Origin of the sequence: Mesonia maritima, from assembly GCF_042433895.1 — a bacterium.
GTDB lineage: Bacteria > Bacteroidota > Bacteroidia > Flavobacteriales > Flavobacteriaceae > Mesonia > Mesonia maritima.
On the sequence record NZ_JBHLUA010000012.1, the window covers coordinates 99,085 to 116,854 of the forward strand.

A 17,770-nucleotide genomic window follows, 5' to 3' on the forward strand; every position below is an offset into this window, starting at 1 on the left:
TTAATAAATTAATAATGACACTTACCACATTCAATTCCACCCATTTCTGCAGCAGTTAATTGCTCTACACCATATTTCTTAGACAACTCTTCGTGGATTTTTTCATAATATTTGTTACCCTCCATTTGTACGTTCGTTTCTCTGTGGCAATTAATACACCAACCCATTGTTAACGGCGCGTGTTGCTTCATAATCTCCATCTCCTCCACAGGACCGTGACATTTTTGACACTGAATCCCTGCTACACTCACGTGCTGACTGTGATTGAAATATGCAAAATCCGGAAGATTGTGAATTCTAACCCATTTTACAGGTTTTTGCTCTCCGCTATAAGATTGCGTAGCTGGATCCCAACCTACCGCATCATACAACTTAGCAATCTCTCCATCATAAAACTCTTTTGAATAATCTTCGGTAGCTGTTTCAGGAGCAACTTCACTTATAGATTTATGACAATTCATACAAACATTTAAAGATGGAACTCCAGAAGTTTTACTTACTCTAGCCGAAGAGTGACAATATTTACATTCTATTTGATTATCCCCAGCATGAATTCTATGTGAATAATGAATTGGCTGTACAGGTTCATAACCTTGATCTACCCCAACCTGCATCAAATAACCATACACAAAATAAGCTGAAGCCAACAGTAAGAAGATTGCAGAAACAATCACTAAAAACTGATTTTCAACAAATGCTTTCCAAATTGGTTTTCTTTTTGACGATTGAACAACTTCAATATTATTTGCCGTAGCAAAACGATTTAAAGTTTTATTCACTAATACAAGCACTCCGATTAACAATAACAATACGAATGCAAGAATTCCTAAAATAATTTCAACTGAAACTCCGCTTCCAGAACCACCACCTTGATTTTCACCACCTGCAGTAGTAGCAGCATTACTCGGCTCAGGTTTTGGCTGCTCTACATATGCAAGAATATTATCTATATCTTCATTCGATAACTGCGGAAAAGGAGTCATCGCTGTTTGATTATACTCTTCATAAATAGCAACCGCTTCAGGATCACCCGCAGCAATCATTTCTGGACTATTTTTAATCCATTGATACAACCATTCTCTTTCATGACGACCAGTCACCCCATTTAACGCAGGACCGGTTGATCGTTTATAGCGTTTATGACAAGCCGCACACAAAGAATTGAAAAGCTCTTTTCCTTTTGCAGGGTCGCCTTCCATAGAAGATGCAGCCGCACCAGCATCAGTAGCAGGCTCCTTACTAGCTTCACCTTTTGCTTCACTGACTTTTTCTGCCTGACTCTCTTCTTGCGCTATAGCATTATGAGAAAATGATAATAAAAGTACTACCGAGAAAAGTAGTATTCTTGAAATTGAATGGCGGATACTCACCTTTTTCATATTACAGTCGAATTAGCATCTTAATTTGGTATGATTTTTATAGTGAATAAGTTAGGCTTTTCTAAGCAAATTGCACTGCAAAAATTCAAGCACAAAAGTAATACTTAAAGATGATTTTAGGAATGTTAGGGAACTGTTAATGGGTAATTTATAATACTTCTAAATAATAAAGTACACCTAACTTTAGTTTTTTAGTTTTACTTTTGTATAAAATTGAACTTAATTATGATTAAAATACCCGCCTTAAAATACTTATTATTAACAAGTTGTATTACTTTCAGCATAACCGTTAGTGCCCAGCAAGCAACAAGTTCTATAGAACAAGATCCATTAATTCCTGAATTATTGATTTTAAAATCGAAGATGACAGAAAATAATGAGTTAGGTGAACGTTATAAAATTCAACTTTTTTATGGCTCTACCTTAGCAGAAGCAAATAAAGTAAAGAAAGAGTTTGAAAGAACGTATACCAAATGGCCTTCGAGCATTGAGTTTGAAACTCCAAATTACAAGGTTTGGGTCGGAGATTTTAGAAATAAATTAGAAGCAGAACGCGCATTTTTAGAATTGAAAGAAGATTTTAAAAGTGCATTTATTTTTAAACCGAAAGGTTAAATTCTTGTTTAATCAGATTTACCTTATCAAAGTAAAGTTCCTTTTAATTTTTTTTGGATTCCCTTTTTCATTTAGATATTCTACCATAAACCAATAATCATCAGAAGGCATTTGTTTTCCATTGTATGTGCCATTCCAGCCTCTAGAGCTTGCGCTAAAACTACTTAAAAGTTTACCAAAACGATCAAAGATATAGATTTTGACACCTTGCTGATTTCTAAGCGCTGGAATATTCCAATAATCGTTCTGACCATCATTATTAGGTGTGAAAAATTTAGGGAAATTTAAAATTAGGATTTCTTTTATAAGTTCTCCACATCCATTTTGGTCACGTCCAACAATGCTTGCTATTCCGCCATTTAGGTTTTCAAAGATTAGACTGGTCGTTGTAAGTTGCCTAAAAGGACTATTATTTACAGAAAATTCATATTCCCCATAGCCTTTTACATTTTCTATGCGGATGGAACCTTCGCCAATGTTATTCACTTCAAATAAAGGTGCGCTGCTTTCTGTAATTTCTACAGAAGATGTGGTTGAGCAAGTCGAAAGATTTTGAACACTTATTATTTTTACTTGATACTTCCCGGCTTGCAAGACTTCAAGACTGCTACCTGTTTCGGATAATATTTCTCCATCTCGTGACCATTCAATATCATACTGATTTGGATCAATTCCTGTTTCCAATACGATTGGAATTTCGCCTTCAAGGGCTGCACCGGTTTGAGGCTCTACACAAATTATCAGGTCTTCTAGTCGCTGATTAAAATTAAGATCCGGTAATTCAGTGATAGCTATTGAAAAGTTTACTGTTTCTGAATGGCACCCAGTAGTTTCATCAACCACCGCAGCGTAAATAGTTGTGGGTAGGCTTGTCGGTTTAAAATTTTGTGGATCCTGAATAGGGTTGGTATTCTCATAATCGGCTTGGCTTAAATAATACTCAACACTTGTGTTATTTCCTGCTGAGCGCTTTATTTCTTCATCTTTTTCGGTCAGGTCTATTATTGATTTTTGTGTATCACAGTCCACGATATTTTCCACATTAGTGTTTACTTGTGGAAGGCTACTAATGGAAAGGAAAATTTCGGCAATAGAAAAACAGCCTTCGCTGTTTTCTACCCGAAGGTAAATTAGCTCCCCTTCACCTCCGGTATAAGTTTCCGGATCTGAAATAGGGTTGTTGGCATTTTCTGCATCGCTTTGATTAGTATAAAAACTAAATTGAATATTCCCCGTATTAGAACTTACATAATTTGCTGAATTTTCTTCTAAATCAAAAATTCCTTCGTTGGGCGCTGTTTCTCCACAGGCGTAGCTATTAAAACTTTGTAAACTTAGTTCTGGGGCCTGGCTTACTTCTAATTCTAATTCGGTAATGGCAAAACAGCCGTTTGCACCTTCTACTCGTGCAAAAATAATTTGCTCGACTTGGTTAAGATAGGGATCGGGAAGTTGATTTGAAGCATCACCTTCTTCGGCTTGTTTTTGACTTGCATAATAAGTGACCGCATTTCCGGTAGCCTTATTGATTTCTGAATCTTTTTGTGAAAGCTGAAAACTGCCGTACTACTGGTGGGGTTTTCTTCGCAGGAAGCCAGCGGCGTGGGATCTTCAATTTGTGGAAGCGGCAAAGGTCTACTTGAAAACTGCCTGTTGAAAAGCAACCGCTGCCATCTTCTACCCGTACAAAAATAGTTTCGGTTTGCGAACTTGGAATGTATAAATTAGGTGAGGTAATTTCGGCTTGACCGTTCTCGGCTGCATTTTGCGAGCCGTGAAAACTGATAGTATACAAATTTTTATCTATATTGGTTGTAGCCTCTTCTAAATTAATTTCGGTTTCGTTAGGCGTGCCGCACTGTGAAATATTATCTAAAGAAGGGTTTGGCGGGGCTTCGGGAAGCGTTATTATTAAGCTATCGGTATTGTTCTGTTTGTTATTCTCGGCAATTGGTTGATTGCCGGCAGTATCGCGGTTAACATCTACAAAAAGCTCTCCAGGGCTTGCGGTATTGGTCGGAACAGTGATGATGGTTGTTAAGGTTTCGCTACCATCTATGGGGATATTCTGTGTGGTATTGACCGTAGTAATGTAAACCGAATTCCCGGTGTTATCTTCTAAAAACAAACTGACCGGCGTACCGGAAGGCAAAACATCTGTGGCATTAGTATTAAAAACGGTAAACTCAACCTCTAAAAAACCAGCTTGACATGCATTAAAATTAGTAGTAGCAATTTCTACAGTGGCATCGGGCAACTCGTTGGGTATGGAAGTAACAATATACTGGAAAGCACATCTATCATCAAAAGATTCGAATATTATATTGGCAGAAGTATCGCCAATAGAAATATAAGGAGAAATGTCAAAATAGTCGAGATCCATGTTCCATAATGTATTGGAATTCGTATAGGAATTTGTACTGTTGAAAATATTTCCAACTGAGTTTAAGGGCGGGTTAGATAATATATTGTTATTAAATTTAACGTTTTCTTCAAATTGAGGAAATGTATAATTAATAGTTTCGCTATTCCAAACTAAAAAACCTACTTTTGAATTACTCGTACTACTAACATCAAGATTGTTTAAGTTTATATTAATGCTAGTAGCTAACCCTCCAATGTTAGAAAGTACTTTAAAACCATTATAAATATTTACTTGTCTAGGATTTAAACTTGAGTCTTCATAAACAATTAATAATGACCAACCAGCATAATTAAAGGATAAAGAGCAGTATTGTGAATTTTGAGAAAGGTAATTTGTTAAATTTAATCCTGTAAGTGTGTATATACCATTACCAGAATTTCGAACAATATTTGTGACATCTGCATAGCAAGAAAATATTTGGTGAAATGAGGCAGGATAGAGGAATGATTGTGGCACAAAAGTAGCATTAGAAGTTAAAGTACAAAGTACTTGTGACATTATTTCCATTTAATTGAACGGTTTCGTTTCCTGTCTCTGGTCCAGAACCTGACCAATATAAATAAGCAGCTTCCACAGTTTGATTTGGATTTAAATTTAAAGTTGCACTTGAAGAATTATTTATATTACAGCTGAGTGAACCAAAATTGTTAACGTTATCATTTGGATTCAATGTATTTCCAATAGCCGTAAAGTCATAATTCCCATTAAACTGTTGAGACAATGAAAACGGAGTTCCTTGAAAAGACTGTGAAAAGCTTTGTACTGCAATAAAAAATATCAAAAAGCATAAATGTTTCATACAAAATCAGTTAACTCATTAAAAATAAGCATTTAGGCTATGAAACAAAAGTTAAAATTTTCTATATGCAAGAAGGTGAAAGAAAATTTTTACTGAAAGTGTTATTGCAATAGCGATAGCAGCGACATACTTTTTATGTTTTTTTATTAAAACAATTTCTTTGGCAGAAAAAATGAAGTCTTATGGAAGGTTTGACTTTTTAAAATATTTTCCATAATAAGATATAGCGGATAGCGCGGCCGTTAGGATTGTCCGAATTATCTTACTCATTAAAAAAGGCTATTCAAATTAATATTGAATAGCCTTTATATATAATTATGTGCCTGTTATTTTATTTCAATTTCTTTTTTACAGCTACTTCTCGGAAGCACTCAACTACATCGCCCTCTCTAATGTCGTTATAGTTTTTTACTTGCAATCCGCATTCATAACCTTTCGCTACTTCTTTCGCATCGTCTTTAAAACGTTTTAACGAAGCAAGCTCTCCGGTATAAACTACCACACCGTCACGAATTAATCGAATTTGACTGTTTCTATATATTTTACCATCGGTTACCATACAACCGGCAATTGTTCCAACTTTAGAAATTTTGAACGTTTCTCTGATTTCAGCATTTCCAGTAATTTCCTCTTTCATTTCAGGAGACAACATACCTTCCATCGCATCTTTTAAATCATTTATCGCATCGTAAATGATAGAATATGTTCTAATATCGATTTCTTCTTTATCAGCAACTTGTTTTGCACTTCCTGCAGGTCGTACATTAAATCCAATAATAATCGCATCTGATGCCGAAGCTAACAATACATCACTTTCTGTAATTGCTCCTACGCCTTTATGAATAATATTCACTTGAATTTCTTCTGTAGATAATTTTTGGAAACTATCAGTTAAGGCTTCTACAGAACCATCTACATCACCTTTCAAGATAATGTTTAATTCTTTAAAGTCACCTAAGGCGATACGTCTTCCGATTTCATCTAAGGTAATATGACGTTGCGTTCTCACATTTTGTTCGCGCTGAAGTTGTGTACGTTTTGCTGCAATATCTTTTGCTTCACGCTCATCTTGCATTACACTAAACTTATCACCCGCTTGTGGCGCACCGTCTAAACCTAAAATTGAAACCGGTGTTGATGGACCGGCAGATTTAACATCGTTACCACGTTCATCATGCATGGCTTTAATCTTACCACTTGTAGTTCCCGCCAGAACGTAATCTCCAATTTTTAAGGTTCCGCTTTGTACTAAAATTGTAGAAACATATCCTCTACCTTTATCTAAATAAGCTTCTACCACAGTTCCGGTAGCTAACTTATCTGGATTAGCTTTTAATTCAAGAATTTCAGCTTCAAGTAAAACTTTTTCTAATAATTCTTTTACACCATTTCCGGTTTTAGCGGAAATATCATGTGACTGAACTTTACCTCCCCAATCTTCAACTAGAAGATTCATCCCAGCAAGTTTTTCTTTTATCTTTTCTGGATTTGCAGTTGGCAAATCAACTTTATTGATCGCAAAAATAATAGGAACTCCTGCAGCTTGCGCGTGTGAAATCGCCTCTTTTGTTTGCGGCATCACATCATCATCGGCTGCAATTACAATAATTGCAATATCGGTAACTTGTGCCCCACGAGCACGCATTGCCGTAAAGGCTTCGTGACCTGGAGTATCTAAGAAAGCAATTTTTTCGTTATTTTCTAATTCTACTCCGTATGCTCCAATATGCTGCGTAATTCCACCGCTTTCTCCGGCGATTACATTTTCTTTACGAATGTAATCTAATAAGGAAGTTTTCCCGTGATCTACGTGACCCATTACGGTTACGATTGGCGCTCTATGCACTAAATCTTCTGGATTGTCTTCTACAACTTCTACCGATTCTTCTAAATCTGCGGTTACAAATTCTACTTCGAAACCAAATTCTTCAGCAACAATAGAAAGTGTTTCAGCATCGAGACGCTGATTCATTGTCACCATCATTCCTAACGACATACAGGCTGAAATAACTTTCGTTACCGGAACGTCCATCATAGTAGCAACTTCACTAACGGTAACAAATTCGGTTACTTTAAGGGTTTTGCTTTGTTGTTCTTGTTGCGCTAATTCTTCTTCTGATTTTTGACGGTGTTGATCTCTCTTATCTCGACGATATTTAGCACCTTTTCCTTTGCTGGATTTACCTTGAAGTTTTTCAAGCGTTTCTCTAATTTGCTTTTGTACTTCTTCTTCTGTTGGCTCTTCTTTGGTTACAGGTCGGCGTTTTTTAGCTCCTGCTCCACTTTTTTTGAAGTTGCCTTTTTTATTGTTTCCTGGTCCGCCAGTATTTCCGTCTTTGCTAATTCTGCGACGACGTTTTTTCTTTCCTTTGTTAGCACCAGGCTTGTCTTTATCTTCTTTTTTCTTAGCTGGCTTTTTATCAAACTGACTAAGATCTATTTTTTCTCCTGTGAAGTTAGGACCGTTTAGTTTTTTGTACTTCGTTTCTAAACGCTCTTCTTTAACTTCTTCTTCGCTCTTTTTACTTTTTTCAGAAGATTCCTTTTTAGGCTGTTCTTTCTTTGGTTCTTCTTTTTTTGAAGTTGGTTGAGCGGTTTTAGCTGGCGAGGCTTTTTCTGAAGATTTTTCAGTTTTAGATTCTTCTTCTTTTTCAGCAGCTTGAGGTTTGGGCTTTTCTGAATCTGAAGTTTTTTGAGGTTTAGTAGGCTGCGATTTTTTTTCTAAATCTATTTTACCAACTTGTTTTGGCCCGTTTAATTCTTTACGAGCTCTCACAATTTCCTCTTCTTTCTCTTTTTCTTCGCGTTCCTTTTCGAGTTTACGTTGCTTTTCTAATTGCTCACGTTCCCGCGCTAAACGAAGTTCTTCTTTCTCCTTCTTACGCTCTTCGCTTACTTCTTTAGAAGCTACCTTTTTACTTTTATCGGTTTGAAATTCATCAAACAGTACTTGGTATACTTCTTCAGAAATTTTTGTAGTTGGACGCGCATCAATATCATAGCCTTTGGAAGTTAAAAATTCCACAGCCCGATCAAGTGAAATATTGAATTCACGTAAAACTTTATTTAATCGCATTGTTTTTGCTTCAGCCATAAATTGCCTCTAAATTACCTCTTTTATTCTTAATTATATTGATCTTAATTATACCTCAAATATAATTAATCTTCAAATTCTTCTTTTAAGATCCGAACGACATCTCTAATGGTTTCTTCTTCCAGATCTGTAATTTTAATTAAATCTTCTATATCTTTTTCAAGAATACTTTTTGCGGTATCTAACCCGATTCTTGAAAATTCTTTAATTACCCAATCTTCAATTTCATCTGAAAATTCTGATAATTCTACATCTTCTTCTACACCTTCTCTAAATACATCGATTTCGAAACCGGTTAATTGCCCGGCTAATCTAATATTGTGACCACCTCTACCAATAGCTTTTGAAACTTCTTCTGGTTTTAGCATTACTTCTGCACGTTTTCCTTCGTCATCAATTTTAATGGAAGTTACTCTTGCAGGACTTAATGCGCGTGTGATAAACAGTTGGTCGTTTGTTGTGTAATTAATTACATCTATATTTTCATTTCCTAATTCGCGTACAATTCCGTGAATTCTTGAACCTTTCATACCTACACAAGCTCCTACAGGATCTATTCTATCGTCATAAGAATCTACAGCTACTTTTGCTTTTTCACCTGGAATTCTTACTACTTTTTTAACGGTAATTAAACCATCGAAAACTTCAGGGATTTCTTGCTCGAATAAACGCTCCAAGAAAATAGGTGCTGTTCTTGAAAGTATGATGATAGGTTTATTTCCTTTTAATTCTACACTTTCGATAACTCCTCTTACATTTTCTCCTTTTCTAAAAAAGTCTGAAGGAATCTGACGATCTTTAGGCATAACCAATTCATTTCCTTCATCATCTAGCAAAATTATAGCTTTATGACGAATATGGTGAACTTCAGCTGAATAAATCTCTCCTTCTAATTCTTTAAATTGCTTATAAACATTTGTGTTGTCGTGTTCATGAATTTTAGAAATTAAATTTTGACGTAAAGCCAAAATAGCACGACGACCTAAGTCTATTAATTTTACTTCTTCAGATACATCTTCACCAACTTCAAAGTCAGGTTCGATTTTTCTAGCTTGCGATAACGCGATTTCTTGGTTTTCATCTTCTACTTCACCATCGGCAACAACCACACGATTTCTCCATATTTCTAAATCTCCTTTATCGGGATTTATAATAATATCAAAATTATCATCTTCTCCAAACTTCTTCTTCAAAGCATTTCTAAATACATCTTCTAAGATCGCCATTAAGGTAACGCGATCTATCAACTTATCATCTTTAAACTCTGAAAAAGAGTTGATTAAATCGATATTTTCCATATCAAACTTTAATTAAAATGTTATCATCACTTTTGCTTCAACAATATCGTTGTAAGACAAAGCAGCTTCCTTTTTTACGGTTACTTTTCCTTTGCCTACCGGTTTTGGCTCTCTTGCTTTCCATTTTAGCAAAATTGTTTCTTCGCCGGCTTCTTCTAATTTTCCTTCTATCGTTTCTTTTTCAGTTTTTACGGTAAGCTTTCTTCCTACATTTTTTTTAAACTGGCGTGGCAGTCGTAATGGTGTAGAAACACCTGCCGAGGTTACTTCTAAAGAAAAATCTTCTTCGTCTCGATCTAAATTATGTTCAATTTTTCGACTTACTTCTATACAATCGTTTACAGAAACGCCCTTATCGCCATCTATAACCACTAAGATTTGGTTATTGTTATTAATTTCAAAATCGATTAAAAACAACGATGGGTTTTCATTTAAAGCGCTCTCTAACAATTCTTTAACTCGTTCCTTCTGCATTGAAAATAGTTATAAAAAGAGGGGACTTTTTGTCCCCTCGATTATCGATTTCTTTCTTCGTGCTGCAAATATAGTAATAATTTCTTACATAATAAATTAGATGCAGAATGAAATTTATTTGTACTTTTAAATAATAACTTTTAATCAACTAAAAACCTTTCTTAATATGAAAAAAATTCTCGTCCCTACCGATTTTTCTGAACAAGCTGAAAACGCCCTTAAAGTTGCAGCACAATTGGCTAAAAAATACGATGGAGAGATTTTTCTATTGCATATGCTTGAATTGCCTATGGAATTAATTGACCCTACAACACAAGAGAACAACTCTAACCCACCAGAAGCTTTGTTTTTTATGAAATTAGCGCACCAGCGCTTCGAAGATATGATGAGCCGTGATTACTTAGAAGGTATAAAAGTGCACGAAACGGTGCAATTTCATGAAGCTTTTGAAGGAATTATGGAAGTGAGCAAAGAAAAAGGTTGCGACCTTATTGTTATGGGTTCTCACGGCGCAAGCGGACTAAAAGAAGTATTTATTGGCTCAAACACAGAAAAAGTTGTTCGCCATGCCGATTTACCGGTGTTAGTCATTAAAAATAATATTCCGTTGTTTGATGTGAAAAACTTTGTGTTTGCTTCAGATTTTGTAGATGAAGGAAAAGCTTCTTTTAAAGAGGCGATAAGATTTGCAAAAACTATTGGCGCAAAAATGCACTTGGTTTACATTAATACTGCGAATAAATTCAAAACTACTTCTAAAATTGAAAAACGCATTAATGGATTTATTAATGATGTTGAAATGGGAGAACACACCATTACCGTTTATAATGACGAAAGTATAGAAAAAGGTATTTTAAACTTTTCAGCTAAAATGAATGCGGGATTAATAGGAATTAGCACGCACGGAAGAAAAGGCTTAGCACATTTCTTAAACGGAAGTATTAGCGAAGACTTGGTAAATCACGCAAAACGTCCAGTGGTTACTTTTAAAATTAAATAAGCGATTTTTTTAAACCTGCTTGAAGACAAGACCAAAAATAGTTCCAGAACGATTTGGTCTTGTCTCTTTTTACACCTTCTACATGTTCTGCAATAGACCCATTTTTCGGTTTTTTATTAACCAATAAATTTGCGGCTATACTTAAAATAGTATTTTTCTTTTTACCATCTTTCTGTAAAACTTCAACTTTAAATTTATCATACACCAATTTTAGCTGACCTCGAGCTTGATTACTATTTCCTGAAAAATTAAAATATACTTCCTCAATTCCAGAGCCGGTTGCGCGCATATTAAACGCGGGTTTAAAAAACGAATTAATGGAAGGCGGCGGAATAGAAAATGAACTTCCTTTAATCGTAAAATAATCGGTAGTATCGTTAACTCTAAAATTCCATTGTACATCAAGTGGAGATTTCCCCATAAATGAAGTAGAAATATCAATATTGGTTTCCGGGAAATTTTCTCGGTCTAAATCCAGATTGGTGACATTTGCAATCTTTGCGTTTAAATTTTCAAAAACAACTTTTCCGGGATCTCTATCTTTTTTAATTAATTCTTCATAGGTAATATTGGCACCAGAAAGCTGCAAACTATCGATCGCTAATTTCAACGAAAGTTCACGCAACATTTTGCTGTAAAGCGCTTTTTTTCGCGTGTCGTTTTTCACCGTTTTATCACGATAAATATTAAAATCTAGTCCGCTTAATTTCATAAGAGGCGATTTAAAAACCGGCGTTTCGTCTTGAAAGGTAAAATTATAGTTAGAAATCGCCAACGAGTCGACTTTTAATTTCATTAAATCTTTTTCATACGGAATTACCTCAACATATTCTTTTCTGGATAATTTTGGCAATAAGACTAAATCGAAAGCATTTACATTTTTTTCTGAAATACTTAATTTTTGAAGCTGAAGTTTTTGAAGTTTATTTAAATCGTATGCTAAGTTAGCCACCGAAAACTGAAACTTTTTATAAGTAAACGGAATTTTTTGTTGCTTGCTAATACTATCTACTGCAATATTTTCAGCATTTAAATTGAATTTTTCTGCGCTTAACAACTCGATAGAATCATTTCGCATTGTAAATCTTCCGTCATTTACAGAAACATTTTTAATTAAAATTGGTTTTCCGCTTTTAGATTTAGTTGATTTTTTTGCCGAATCTTCGTTCTTCTTATTTATATAATGAATGACAGGATGTTGAATATTTATTTCATCAATAACAATTTCTTTGTCGAACAAAAATTTTGAATAGCTCAAATCGATCAACGAAAAAGAAGTAGCCGAAACCTCCATCGTTTTTTTCTGGTAATGAATACTATCAAACTTAACAGTTCTAGACCAAAGGTTTAAATTGAAATCGGTATAACTTAATTCACCTTTTTTTACCTTATCATCTAAAGCGGAAGAAATTTTATATTTCGCGTAAAAATGCAATCCTACATAGCCAATGATGAAAACAAGAATGCAAATTCCCGCAATTTTTAAAGTCTTTTTATAATTCACTTAGTTGTTTTTAAGAGATTCCAATTTATCATTCTTTTCACGAATAACGTTTACTTTAAGAGTTTTTAACTTAAAAACATTAAGTAATTATTTTCTACAAGTTAAATTTCAGCTAAACTCATCTTTTAACTTGACTTGTAACGGGTTACAAACTTATATTTACCACATAATTTACAACCTATGTTAATTAAACTTTTTGTTTTTGCACTTTTCATTATAGCCGAAATTGGCTTAGGAATATACAGTTTGCTTTTAAGCGAAAGCTTACTTGCGCGATTCTTTTTCTTTATTCTAAGTGCAATTATTGTTTGCATAGTGGTAATAAAATTTGGGCATAAATTATTGCCTTTTGAAGAAAACGAACAACCACAACAACAGAATTAAACAATATTTTATTTCTTTGAAAAATCCGATGTTTCCATCGGATTTTTTTGTATTCTTTTACGCATGACCATAATTTGTATTTCAGACACGCATAATAAACACGAAGATCTTCATATTCCAGAAGGAGATATTTTAATTCACGCCGGTGATATCACCGAATCAGGAACTAAACGGGAATTAAAATCATTTTTCGAGTGGTTTAAAAATCAACCTCACACACACAAAATCTGCATTGCGGGAAATCATGATTTTTATTTAGAAAGTGCTTCAGAAAAAGAATTGAAAACACTTATTCCAGAATCAGTTCATTATTTATGCGATGATCAAGTTGAAATAAATAATTTAAAATTTTGGGGCGCGCCGCACACGCCAATCCCTAACCGATGGGCATTCGGAAAAGATACACCAACAATTGAACAGCATTGGAACAAGATCCCAAAAGACACAAATATTTTAATAACCCATACGCCACCTTATGATATTTTAGATGAATCTTATGAGCAAGATGCTTTAGGATGCGCAATTTTAAGAGATCGAGTAAAAAAAATTAAACCACAATTTCATATTTTCGGTCATATGCACAACAACTACGGAATCGTAAAATTCTCAGAAACTACCTTTGTAAATGCTACCTCATTTAATGACTCTTATTCACTTATAAATAATCCTATTAAACTAACTCTTTAAAAAAGTATAAAAAAAGAAGTTTTTTCCTAAAAAAAGTTAATTAGAGATAATGCAACATTTTGTTACCAATATTTTAACAGGTGCTGGTTTATCTTAGTAACAAATAAAAAATATTGCTATGAAAACTTCTTATAAAACAGGTACTATTTTAAATGAAATGGAAAATCTAATTGCTTATAGCTGCCAAAGCAAAGACATTTCTACTGAAAAATTCGATACTTTTCATTCTGCTCTAATCAAAAAACATTTTGGAGCAATTGAAGCAAATATTAACCGCGAAACAAAAACTTTAGAGCTTAAAGTTGCGGTTCGTGAAAACAATTATGCTCATATTAATATTACCTACAAAAGTTTAGAGAATTTCCTTAAATCCTGCTTAGAAGATGATTTAGGAAGTTTAGCATTTTACCAAAACATGCTCACCTTTTATAATGTAGGAATTAGCGAGTAAAATTCTATTTTAAAAGAAGAAAATAAAAAAGCCAAGTTGGAAATCCAACTTGGCTTTTTTTGTTGGCCTACTAGGGCTCGAACCTAGACTCTTCTGGACCAAAACCAGACGTGTTGCCAGTTACACCATAGGCCAATGCTTGATTGCGGATGCAAATTTAAAATAAAGTTTCAATTCACCAAATAAAATTAAAAATTATTTTCCGTAAAATATTATAAAATCTGTTTCGTTTTAAACTCATTCATCATTTATTCTTAAATTCGCCACTCGCAGAACTTACAAACTTACAGAATGACAGAGCTTAACTTTAAAAAGTGGAATAAAATATTAGGATGGTTAGTATTTCTAATCGCTTTAATTACCTATACTTTAACCGTAGAACCAACTGCCAGTTTTTGGGACGCTGGTGAATATATTTCTACCGCTGCAAAACTTCAAGTTGGACACCCGCCGGGAGCTCCGCTTTTCCAAATGATGGGTGCTTTTTTCTCCACTTTTGCTACCAATGCAGACCAAGTAGCATTAATGGTGAATATGGTTTCGGTAGTTTCTAGTGCGTTTACCATTTTGTTTATGTTTTGGTCTATCACCTTATTGGTAAGAAAAATTGCGGGAAGAGCAAGAACGTTAACCAATTCTGAAAAAATTGCGGTATTAGGTAGCGGTTTAGTAGGTTCGCTGGCGTTTAGTTTTACCGACAGTTTTTGGTTTAATTCTGCTGAGGCCGAAGTTTACGCAATGGCAAGTTTTCTAATGGCCGTATTATTTTACATCGGTTTACTATGGGAAAGAGATATGTTTAAACCTCGAGGCAATCGATGGCTCATTTTAATTGCTTTTATTATTGGACTTTCTTTTGGTGTCCATTTTATGGCGTTGCTTACCATTCCGGCAATTGGTTTTTTATATTATTTTAAAAATACTGAAAAAATTACGATCAAGAATTTCATCATTGCAAATATTGTGGTGGTAGCAATTTTGGCGTTTATATTTAAATTATTACTCCCCTATACCCTTACATTTTTCGCGCAAGCGGAAGTATTCTTTGTAAACTCAATTGGTTTACCATTTAATTCAGGAACAATTATCGCTGCACTTGTAATTGGAGCGGCAATTTTTTATGGATTCAAATACACAAGAAAGAAAAACTATATCCACGCGAATACTTTTTTACTCTGCATTCTTTTCATTTTTATAGGATTTTCAAGTTGGGTTATGCTTCCTATTCGTGCAAATGCAGGAACGGTAATTAATGAAAACAGTCCAAATAACGCCCGTGAGTTATTAGCGTATTATAACCGTGAGCAATATCCTGAAACTAAATTGTTTTACGGTCCGCAATTTACCGATACCTTTGCCGGCCTAGATGAAGAAGAACCGTATATAGATGATAAACCTAAATATGAAGAAGATGAAGCTTCAGGAAAATATGTAATTGTAAACGATTGGAAAGATTCGAAACCAAATTCCAGTTCGGCACATAAAACCTTTCTTCCACGTATGTGGAGTCCCGAACATATAGAAAATTATATGGAATTCACCGGACCGATTGAATTCACCATTAAACCGGAATATCAACAAGAAGAACAATTAATTCAAACGGTAAACGAATTTAAACGCGCTTATGCACAAGGAAAAATAGGAAATGAAGAATATGTTTCTTTTCTCCAACAATTCGGTCCGTATTTAAATGTAGAAAAACCTTCAACCGCTTCAAATTTTCGCTATTTATTAGAGTTTCAAATAGGCTATATGTATTGGCGCTATTTTATGTGGAATTTTGTCGGGAGACAAGATGATATTCAAGGTCGCTATACCGATATGCACGGAAATTGGCTTAGTGGAATTGACTTTATAGACGAAATGTTTTTAGGTTCACAAGACAATTTGCCAACCGATGTGAAAAATAATAAAGGAAGAAACACTTATTTCTTTTTGCCTTTAATTTTAGGAATCATCGGCTTGGTTTTTCAGCTTAAAAAAGATAATAAAAACTTCTGGGTCTTGTTGGTTTTCTTCTTATTTACAGGAATTGCCTTAAAAATTTACTTAAACGAACGTCCGTTCGAACCTCGCGAAAGAGATTACGCCTTGGTAGGTTCTTTCTACGTTTTTGCCATCTGGATTGGATTCAGCGTTTATGCACTGTACGATTTATTAAGGGAGAAACTTTCTACAAAAATGGTTGCGCCGTTAGTAACAGTTGTCTGTTTAATTGCTGTTCCAGGAATTTTAGTTTCTCAAAATTGGGACGATCACGATCGATCTAATCGTTATACAGCGACATCTATGGCAAAAATGTATCTCGATTCAGTAGATGAAAACGGAATTCTTTTCACCATTGGTGATAATGACACCTTTGCACTTTGGTACGCACAAGAAGTGGAAGGCTACCGAAAAGATGTTCGGGTTATAAATACTTCTCTATTCGCTACTGCTTGGTATATCGACCAAATGAAACGCGCAGCTTATGAAAGTAAACCCGTAAAAACTTCGTTAGAACATAAAAATTACAGTTACGGAACAAACGATTTTGTAAGATTTTACAAAGATCCGCGGGTAAGAGATACTATGTTAATTTCTAATTGGATTAAATACATAAAAAGTGACGCGCCAAGTACAAAAGCGGAAACGCAAAGCGGACAAATGGTGAATACTTTCCCGACTAAAAACGTTCGTATTCCGGTGAATGCAACCAACGCGATCGAAAGCGGAATTGTAAAAGAAAAAGATCGCGATAAAATTGTGCCTTATATTGATATTGAAATTACCGGCGGCATTGTCTTAAAAAATAGATTATTAATGCTCGACGTAGTGGCAAATACCGATTGGAAACGCCCAATTTATTTTACCGGCGGAAGCTTTGGCGACGATGATTATTTATGGATGAAAGATTATTTGCAACTCGACGGGGTTTGCTATAAACTTGTGCCTATAAAAACACCAGTAGATCCTAGAATTCCTTATGATATGGGAAGAATGGACACCGATAAAATGTATAAAATCGTTAAAAATTGGGAATGGGGAAATAGCGGAAGCGATAAAATTTACCATGATCCTGAAACGCGTAAAAATTCTATTACCTATCGTGGTAACCTCGCTCGTTTAGTTGAAAATCTGTTAGCTGAAAAAGATACCATACGCGCAAAAGAAATTTTAGATCTTGGCATGGAAAAAATGCCGGTTGATAAATTTGGGCATTACACGCTTTTAGAACCATTTATTGGTGGCTATTACCAAATCGGTGAAGATGAAACCGCTCGAAAAATATGGAACCAAACCGCAAAAAAATACCAAGAAAAATTAATTTACTATAGTGGATTGCCTTTACGAAAGCAATATGAAATGGGCGAAGATATTATTAGAGCCATTGAGCGCTACCGAAGCTTAATCGATTTATTGATTATTCATCAAGATGAAGAATTGGTAAAAGAAAAGGCCGAAGAGTTTAATTCTTATTTACGAATGTTTAAACATTTTTATCAGGAAGAAGAAACCTACGATACGCAAAATCCTGAAGAAGAAATTGATCCTAATTTAAGTAATGAATTATTGCGACCAAGTTCGATGCCAAATGATACTGTAGATTTAGAGGAGTCGCAAACCGATATTATTCCTTAAAGAGAAAGTACTTTATTTTATTATAAATACCTAGCCTGC

The 17,770-nt window shown here is 34.6% G+C and carries 14 protein-coding genes and 1 tRNA gene; 6 read left to right on the forward strand and 9 right to left on the reverse strand.

The features are described 5' to 3' along the window. Positions 1–8 precede the first annotated feature (8 nt). Positions 9–1,379: a c-type cytochrome gene (locus ACFFGL_RS07205; RefSeq protein WP_309727063.1), complete on the reverse strand. Its 1,371-nt coding sequence runs from the start codon at positions 1,377–1,379 to the stop codon at positions 9–11. A 225-nt stretch (positions 1,380–1,604) separates the two neighbouring features. Here ACFFGL_RS07205 and ACFFGL_RS07210 point away from each other — a divergent pair, with 225 nt between their 5' ends. After that, complete coding sequence (locus ACFFGL_RS07210) at positions 1,605–1,994, forward strand: SPOR domain-containing protein (RefSeq protein WP_309727062.1); 390 nt, start codon at positions 1,605–1,607, stop codon at positions 1,992–1,994. 18 nt (positions 1,995–2,012) lie between these two features. Here ACFFGL_RS07210 and ACFFGL_RS07215 read toward each other — a convergent pair whose 3' ends face one another. From ACFFGL_RS07215 to rimP, 6 genes are all read right to left on the reverse strand, one after another. Beyond that, entirely contained in the window at positions 2,013–3,035 is a 1,023-nt protein-coding gene (locus tag ACFFGL_RS07215) for a T9SS type B sorting domain-containing protein (protein WP_309727061.1), read from the reverse strand. A 481-nt stretch (positions 3,036–3,516) separates the two neighbouring features. Further along, positions 3,517–4,917 carry a hypothetical protein gene (locus ACFFGL_RS07220; RefSeq protein WP_309727060.1) on the reverse strand — a complete coding sequence of 467 codons (1,401 nt, stop codon included), beginning with the start codon at positions 4,915–4,917 and terminating at the stop codon, positions 3,517–3,519. Then, a complete protein-coding gene (locus ACFFGL_RS07225) occupies positions 4,886–5,218 on the reverse strand; it encodes a hypothetical protein (RefSeq protein ID WP_309727059.1) in 333 nt (110 codons plus the stop codon). Before ACFFGL_RS07225 ends, ACFFGL_RS07220 begins: the two co-directional genes overlap by 32 nt. Before the next feature lie 331 nt (positions 5,219–5,549). Then, positions 5,550–8,312: a translation initiation factor IF-2 gene (gene infB / locus ACFFGL_RS07230; RefSeq protein WP_309727058.1), complete on the reverse strand. Its 2,763-nt coding sequence runs from the start codon at positions 8,310–8,312 to the stop codon at positions 5,550–5,552. Positions 8,313–8,377: 65 nt separating this feature from the next. Beyond that, positions 8,378–9,610 carry a transcription termination factor NusA gene (gene nusA / locus ACFFGL_RS07235; RefSeq protein WP_309727057.1) on the reverse strand — a complete coding sequence of 411 codons (1,233 nt, stop codon included), beginning with the start codon at positions 9,608–9,610 and terminating at the stop codon, positions 8,378–8,380. A 12-nt stretch (positions 9,611–9,622) separates the two neighbouring features. Then, positions 9,623–10,084 (reverse strand): ribosome assembly cofactor RimP, encoded by a 462-nt coding sequence (gene rimP / locus ACFFGL_RS07240; protein ID WP_309727056.1) that lies wholly within the window; start codon positions 10,082–10,084, stop codon positions 9,623–9,625. A gap of 166 nt (positions 10,085–10,250) precedes the next feature. On the opposite strand from rimP, the gene ACFFGL_RS07245 reads away from it, so the two are divergent. Beyond that, positions 10,251–11,084 (forward strand): universal stress protein, encoded by an 834-nt coding sequence (locus ACFFGL_RS07245; protein WP_309727055.1) that lies wholly within the window; start codon positions 10,251–10,253, stop codon positions 11,082–11,084. Here the strand turns inward: ACFFGL_RS07245 and ACFFGL_RS07250 are convergent. Next, positions 11,077–12,588 (reverse strand): AsmA family protein, encoded by a 1,512-nt coding sequence (locus tag ACFFGL_RS07250; protein ID WP_309727054.1) that lies wholly within the window; start codon positions 12,586–12,588, stop codon positions 11,077–11,079. The genes ACFFGL_RS07245 and ACFFGL_RS07250 overlap by 8 nt on opposite strands. Before the next feature lie 180 nt (positions 12,589–12,768). Here ACFFGL_RS07250 and ACFFGL_RS07255 point away from each other — a divergent pair, with 180 nt between their 5' ends. The 3 genes from ACFFGL_RS07255 (at position 12,769) to ACFFGL_RS07265 (ending at position 14,110) form a co-directional block, all read left to right on the forward strand. Continuing rightward, complete coding sequence (locus ACFFGL_RS07255; RefSeq protein WP_378928214.1) at positions 12,769–12,972, forward strand: hypothetical protein; 204 nt, start codon at positions 12,769–12,771, stop codon at positions 12,970–12,972. Positions 12,973–13,035: 63 nt separating this feature from the next. Then, entirely contained in the window at positions 13,036–13,659 is a 624-nt protein-coding gene (locus ACFFGL_RS07260; protein WP_309727053.1) for a metallophosphatase domain-containing protein, read from the forward strand. A 118-nt stretch (positions 13,660–13,777) separates the two neighbouring features. Then, a complete protein-coding gene (locus ACFFGL_RS07265) occupies positions 13,778–14,110 on the forward strand; it encodes a hypothetical protein (RefSeq protein WP_309727052.1) in 333 nt (110 codons plus the stop codon). 62 nt (positions 14,111–14,172) lie between these two features. Here the strand turns inward: ACFFGL_RS07265 and ACFFGL_RS07270 are convergent. Continuing rightward, positions 14,173–14,245: transfer RNA gene (locus ACFFGL_RS07270), tRNA-Gln, on the reverse strand. A gap of 156 nt (positions 14,246–14,401) precedes the next feature. Between ACFFGL_RS07270 and ACFFGL_RS07275 the strand changes: the two genes are divergently transcribed. Then, positions 14,402–17,731: a DUF2723 domain-containing protein gene (locus ACFFGL_RS07275; RefSeq protein ID WP_309727051.1), complete on the forward strand. Its 3,330-nt coding sequence runs from the start codon at positions 14,402–14,404 to the stop codon at positions 17,729–17,731. Positions 17,732–17,770: the final 39 nt, after the last annotated feature.

What these genes read in the sequence shown, in the direction of transcription:
- ACFFGL_RS07205 (WP_309727063.1), bottom strand. Translation starts at nt 1,379, where the DNA reads ATGAAAAAGGTGAGTATCCGCCATTCAATTTCAAGAATACTACTTTTC.
- ACFFGL_RS07210 (WP_309727062.1), top strand. Translation starts at nt 1,605, where the DNA reads ATGATTAAAATACCCGCCTTAAAATACTTATTATTAACAAGTTGTATT.
- ACFFGL_RS07220 (WP_309727060.1), bottom strand. Translation starts at nt 4,917, where the DNA reads ATGTCACAAGTACTTTGTACTTTAACTTCTAATGCTACTTTTGTGCCA.
- ACFFGL_RS07225 (WP_309727059.1), bottom strand. Translation starts at nt 5,218, where the DNA reads ATGAAACATTTATGCTTTTTGATATTTTTTATTGCAGTACAAAGCTTT.
- infB (WP_309727058.1), bottom strand. Translation starts at nt 8,312, where the DNA reads ATGGCTGAAGCAAAAACAATGCGATTAAATAAAGTTTTACGTGAATTC.
- nusA (WP_309727057.1), bottom strand. Translation starts at nt 9,610, where the DNA reads ATGGAAAATATCGATTTAATCAACTCTTTTTCAGAGTTTAAAGATGAT.
- rimP (WP_309727056.1), bottom strand. Translation starts at nt 10,084, where the DNA reads ATGCAGAAGGAACGAGTTAAAGAATTGTTAGAGAGCGCTTTAAATGAA.
- ACFFGL_RS07245 (WP_309727055.1), top strand. Translation starts at nt 10,251, where the DNA reads ATGAAAAAAATTCTCGTCCCTACCGATTTTTCTGAACAAGCTGAAAAC.
- ACFFGL_RS07255 (WP_378928214.1), top strand. Translation starts at nt 12,769, where the DNA reads ATGTTAATTAAACTTTTTGTTTTTGCACTTTTCATTATAGCCGAAATT.
- ACFFGL_RS07260 (WP_309727053.1), top strand. Translation starts at nt 13,036, where the DNA reads ATGACCATAATTTGTATTTCAGACACGCATAATAAACACGAAGATCTT.
- ACFFGL_RS07265 (WP_309727052.1), top strand. Translation starts at nt 13,778, where the DNA reads ATGAAAACTTCTTATAAAACAGGTACTATTTTAAATGAAATGGAAAAT.
- ACFFGL_RS07275 (WP_309727051.1), top strand. Translation starts at nt 14,402, where the DNA reads ATGACAGAGCTTAACTTTAAAAAGTGGAATAAAATATTAGGATGGTTA.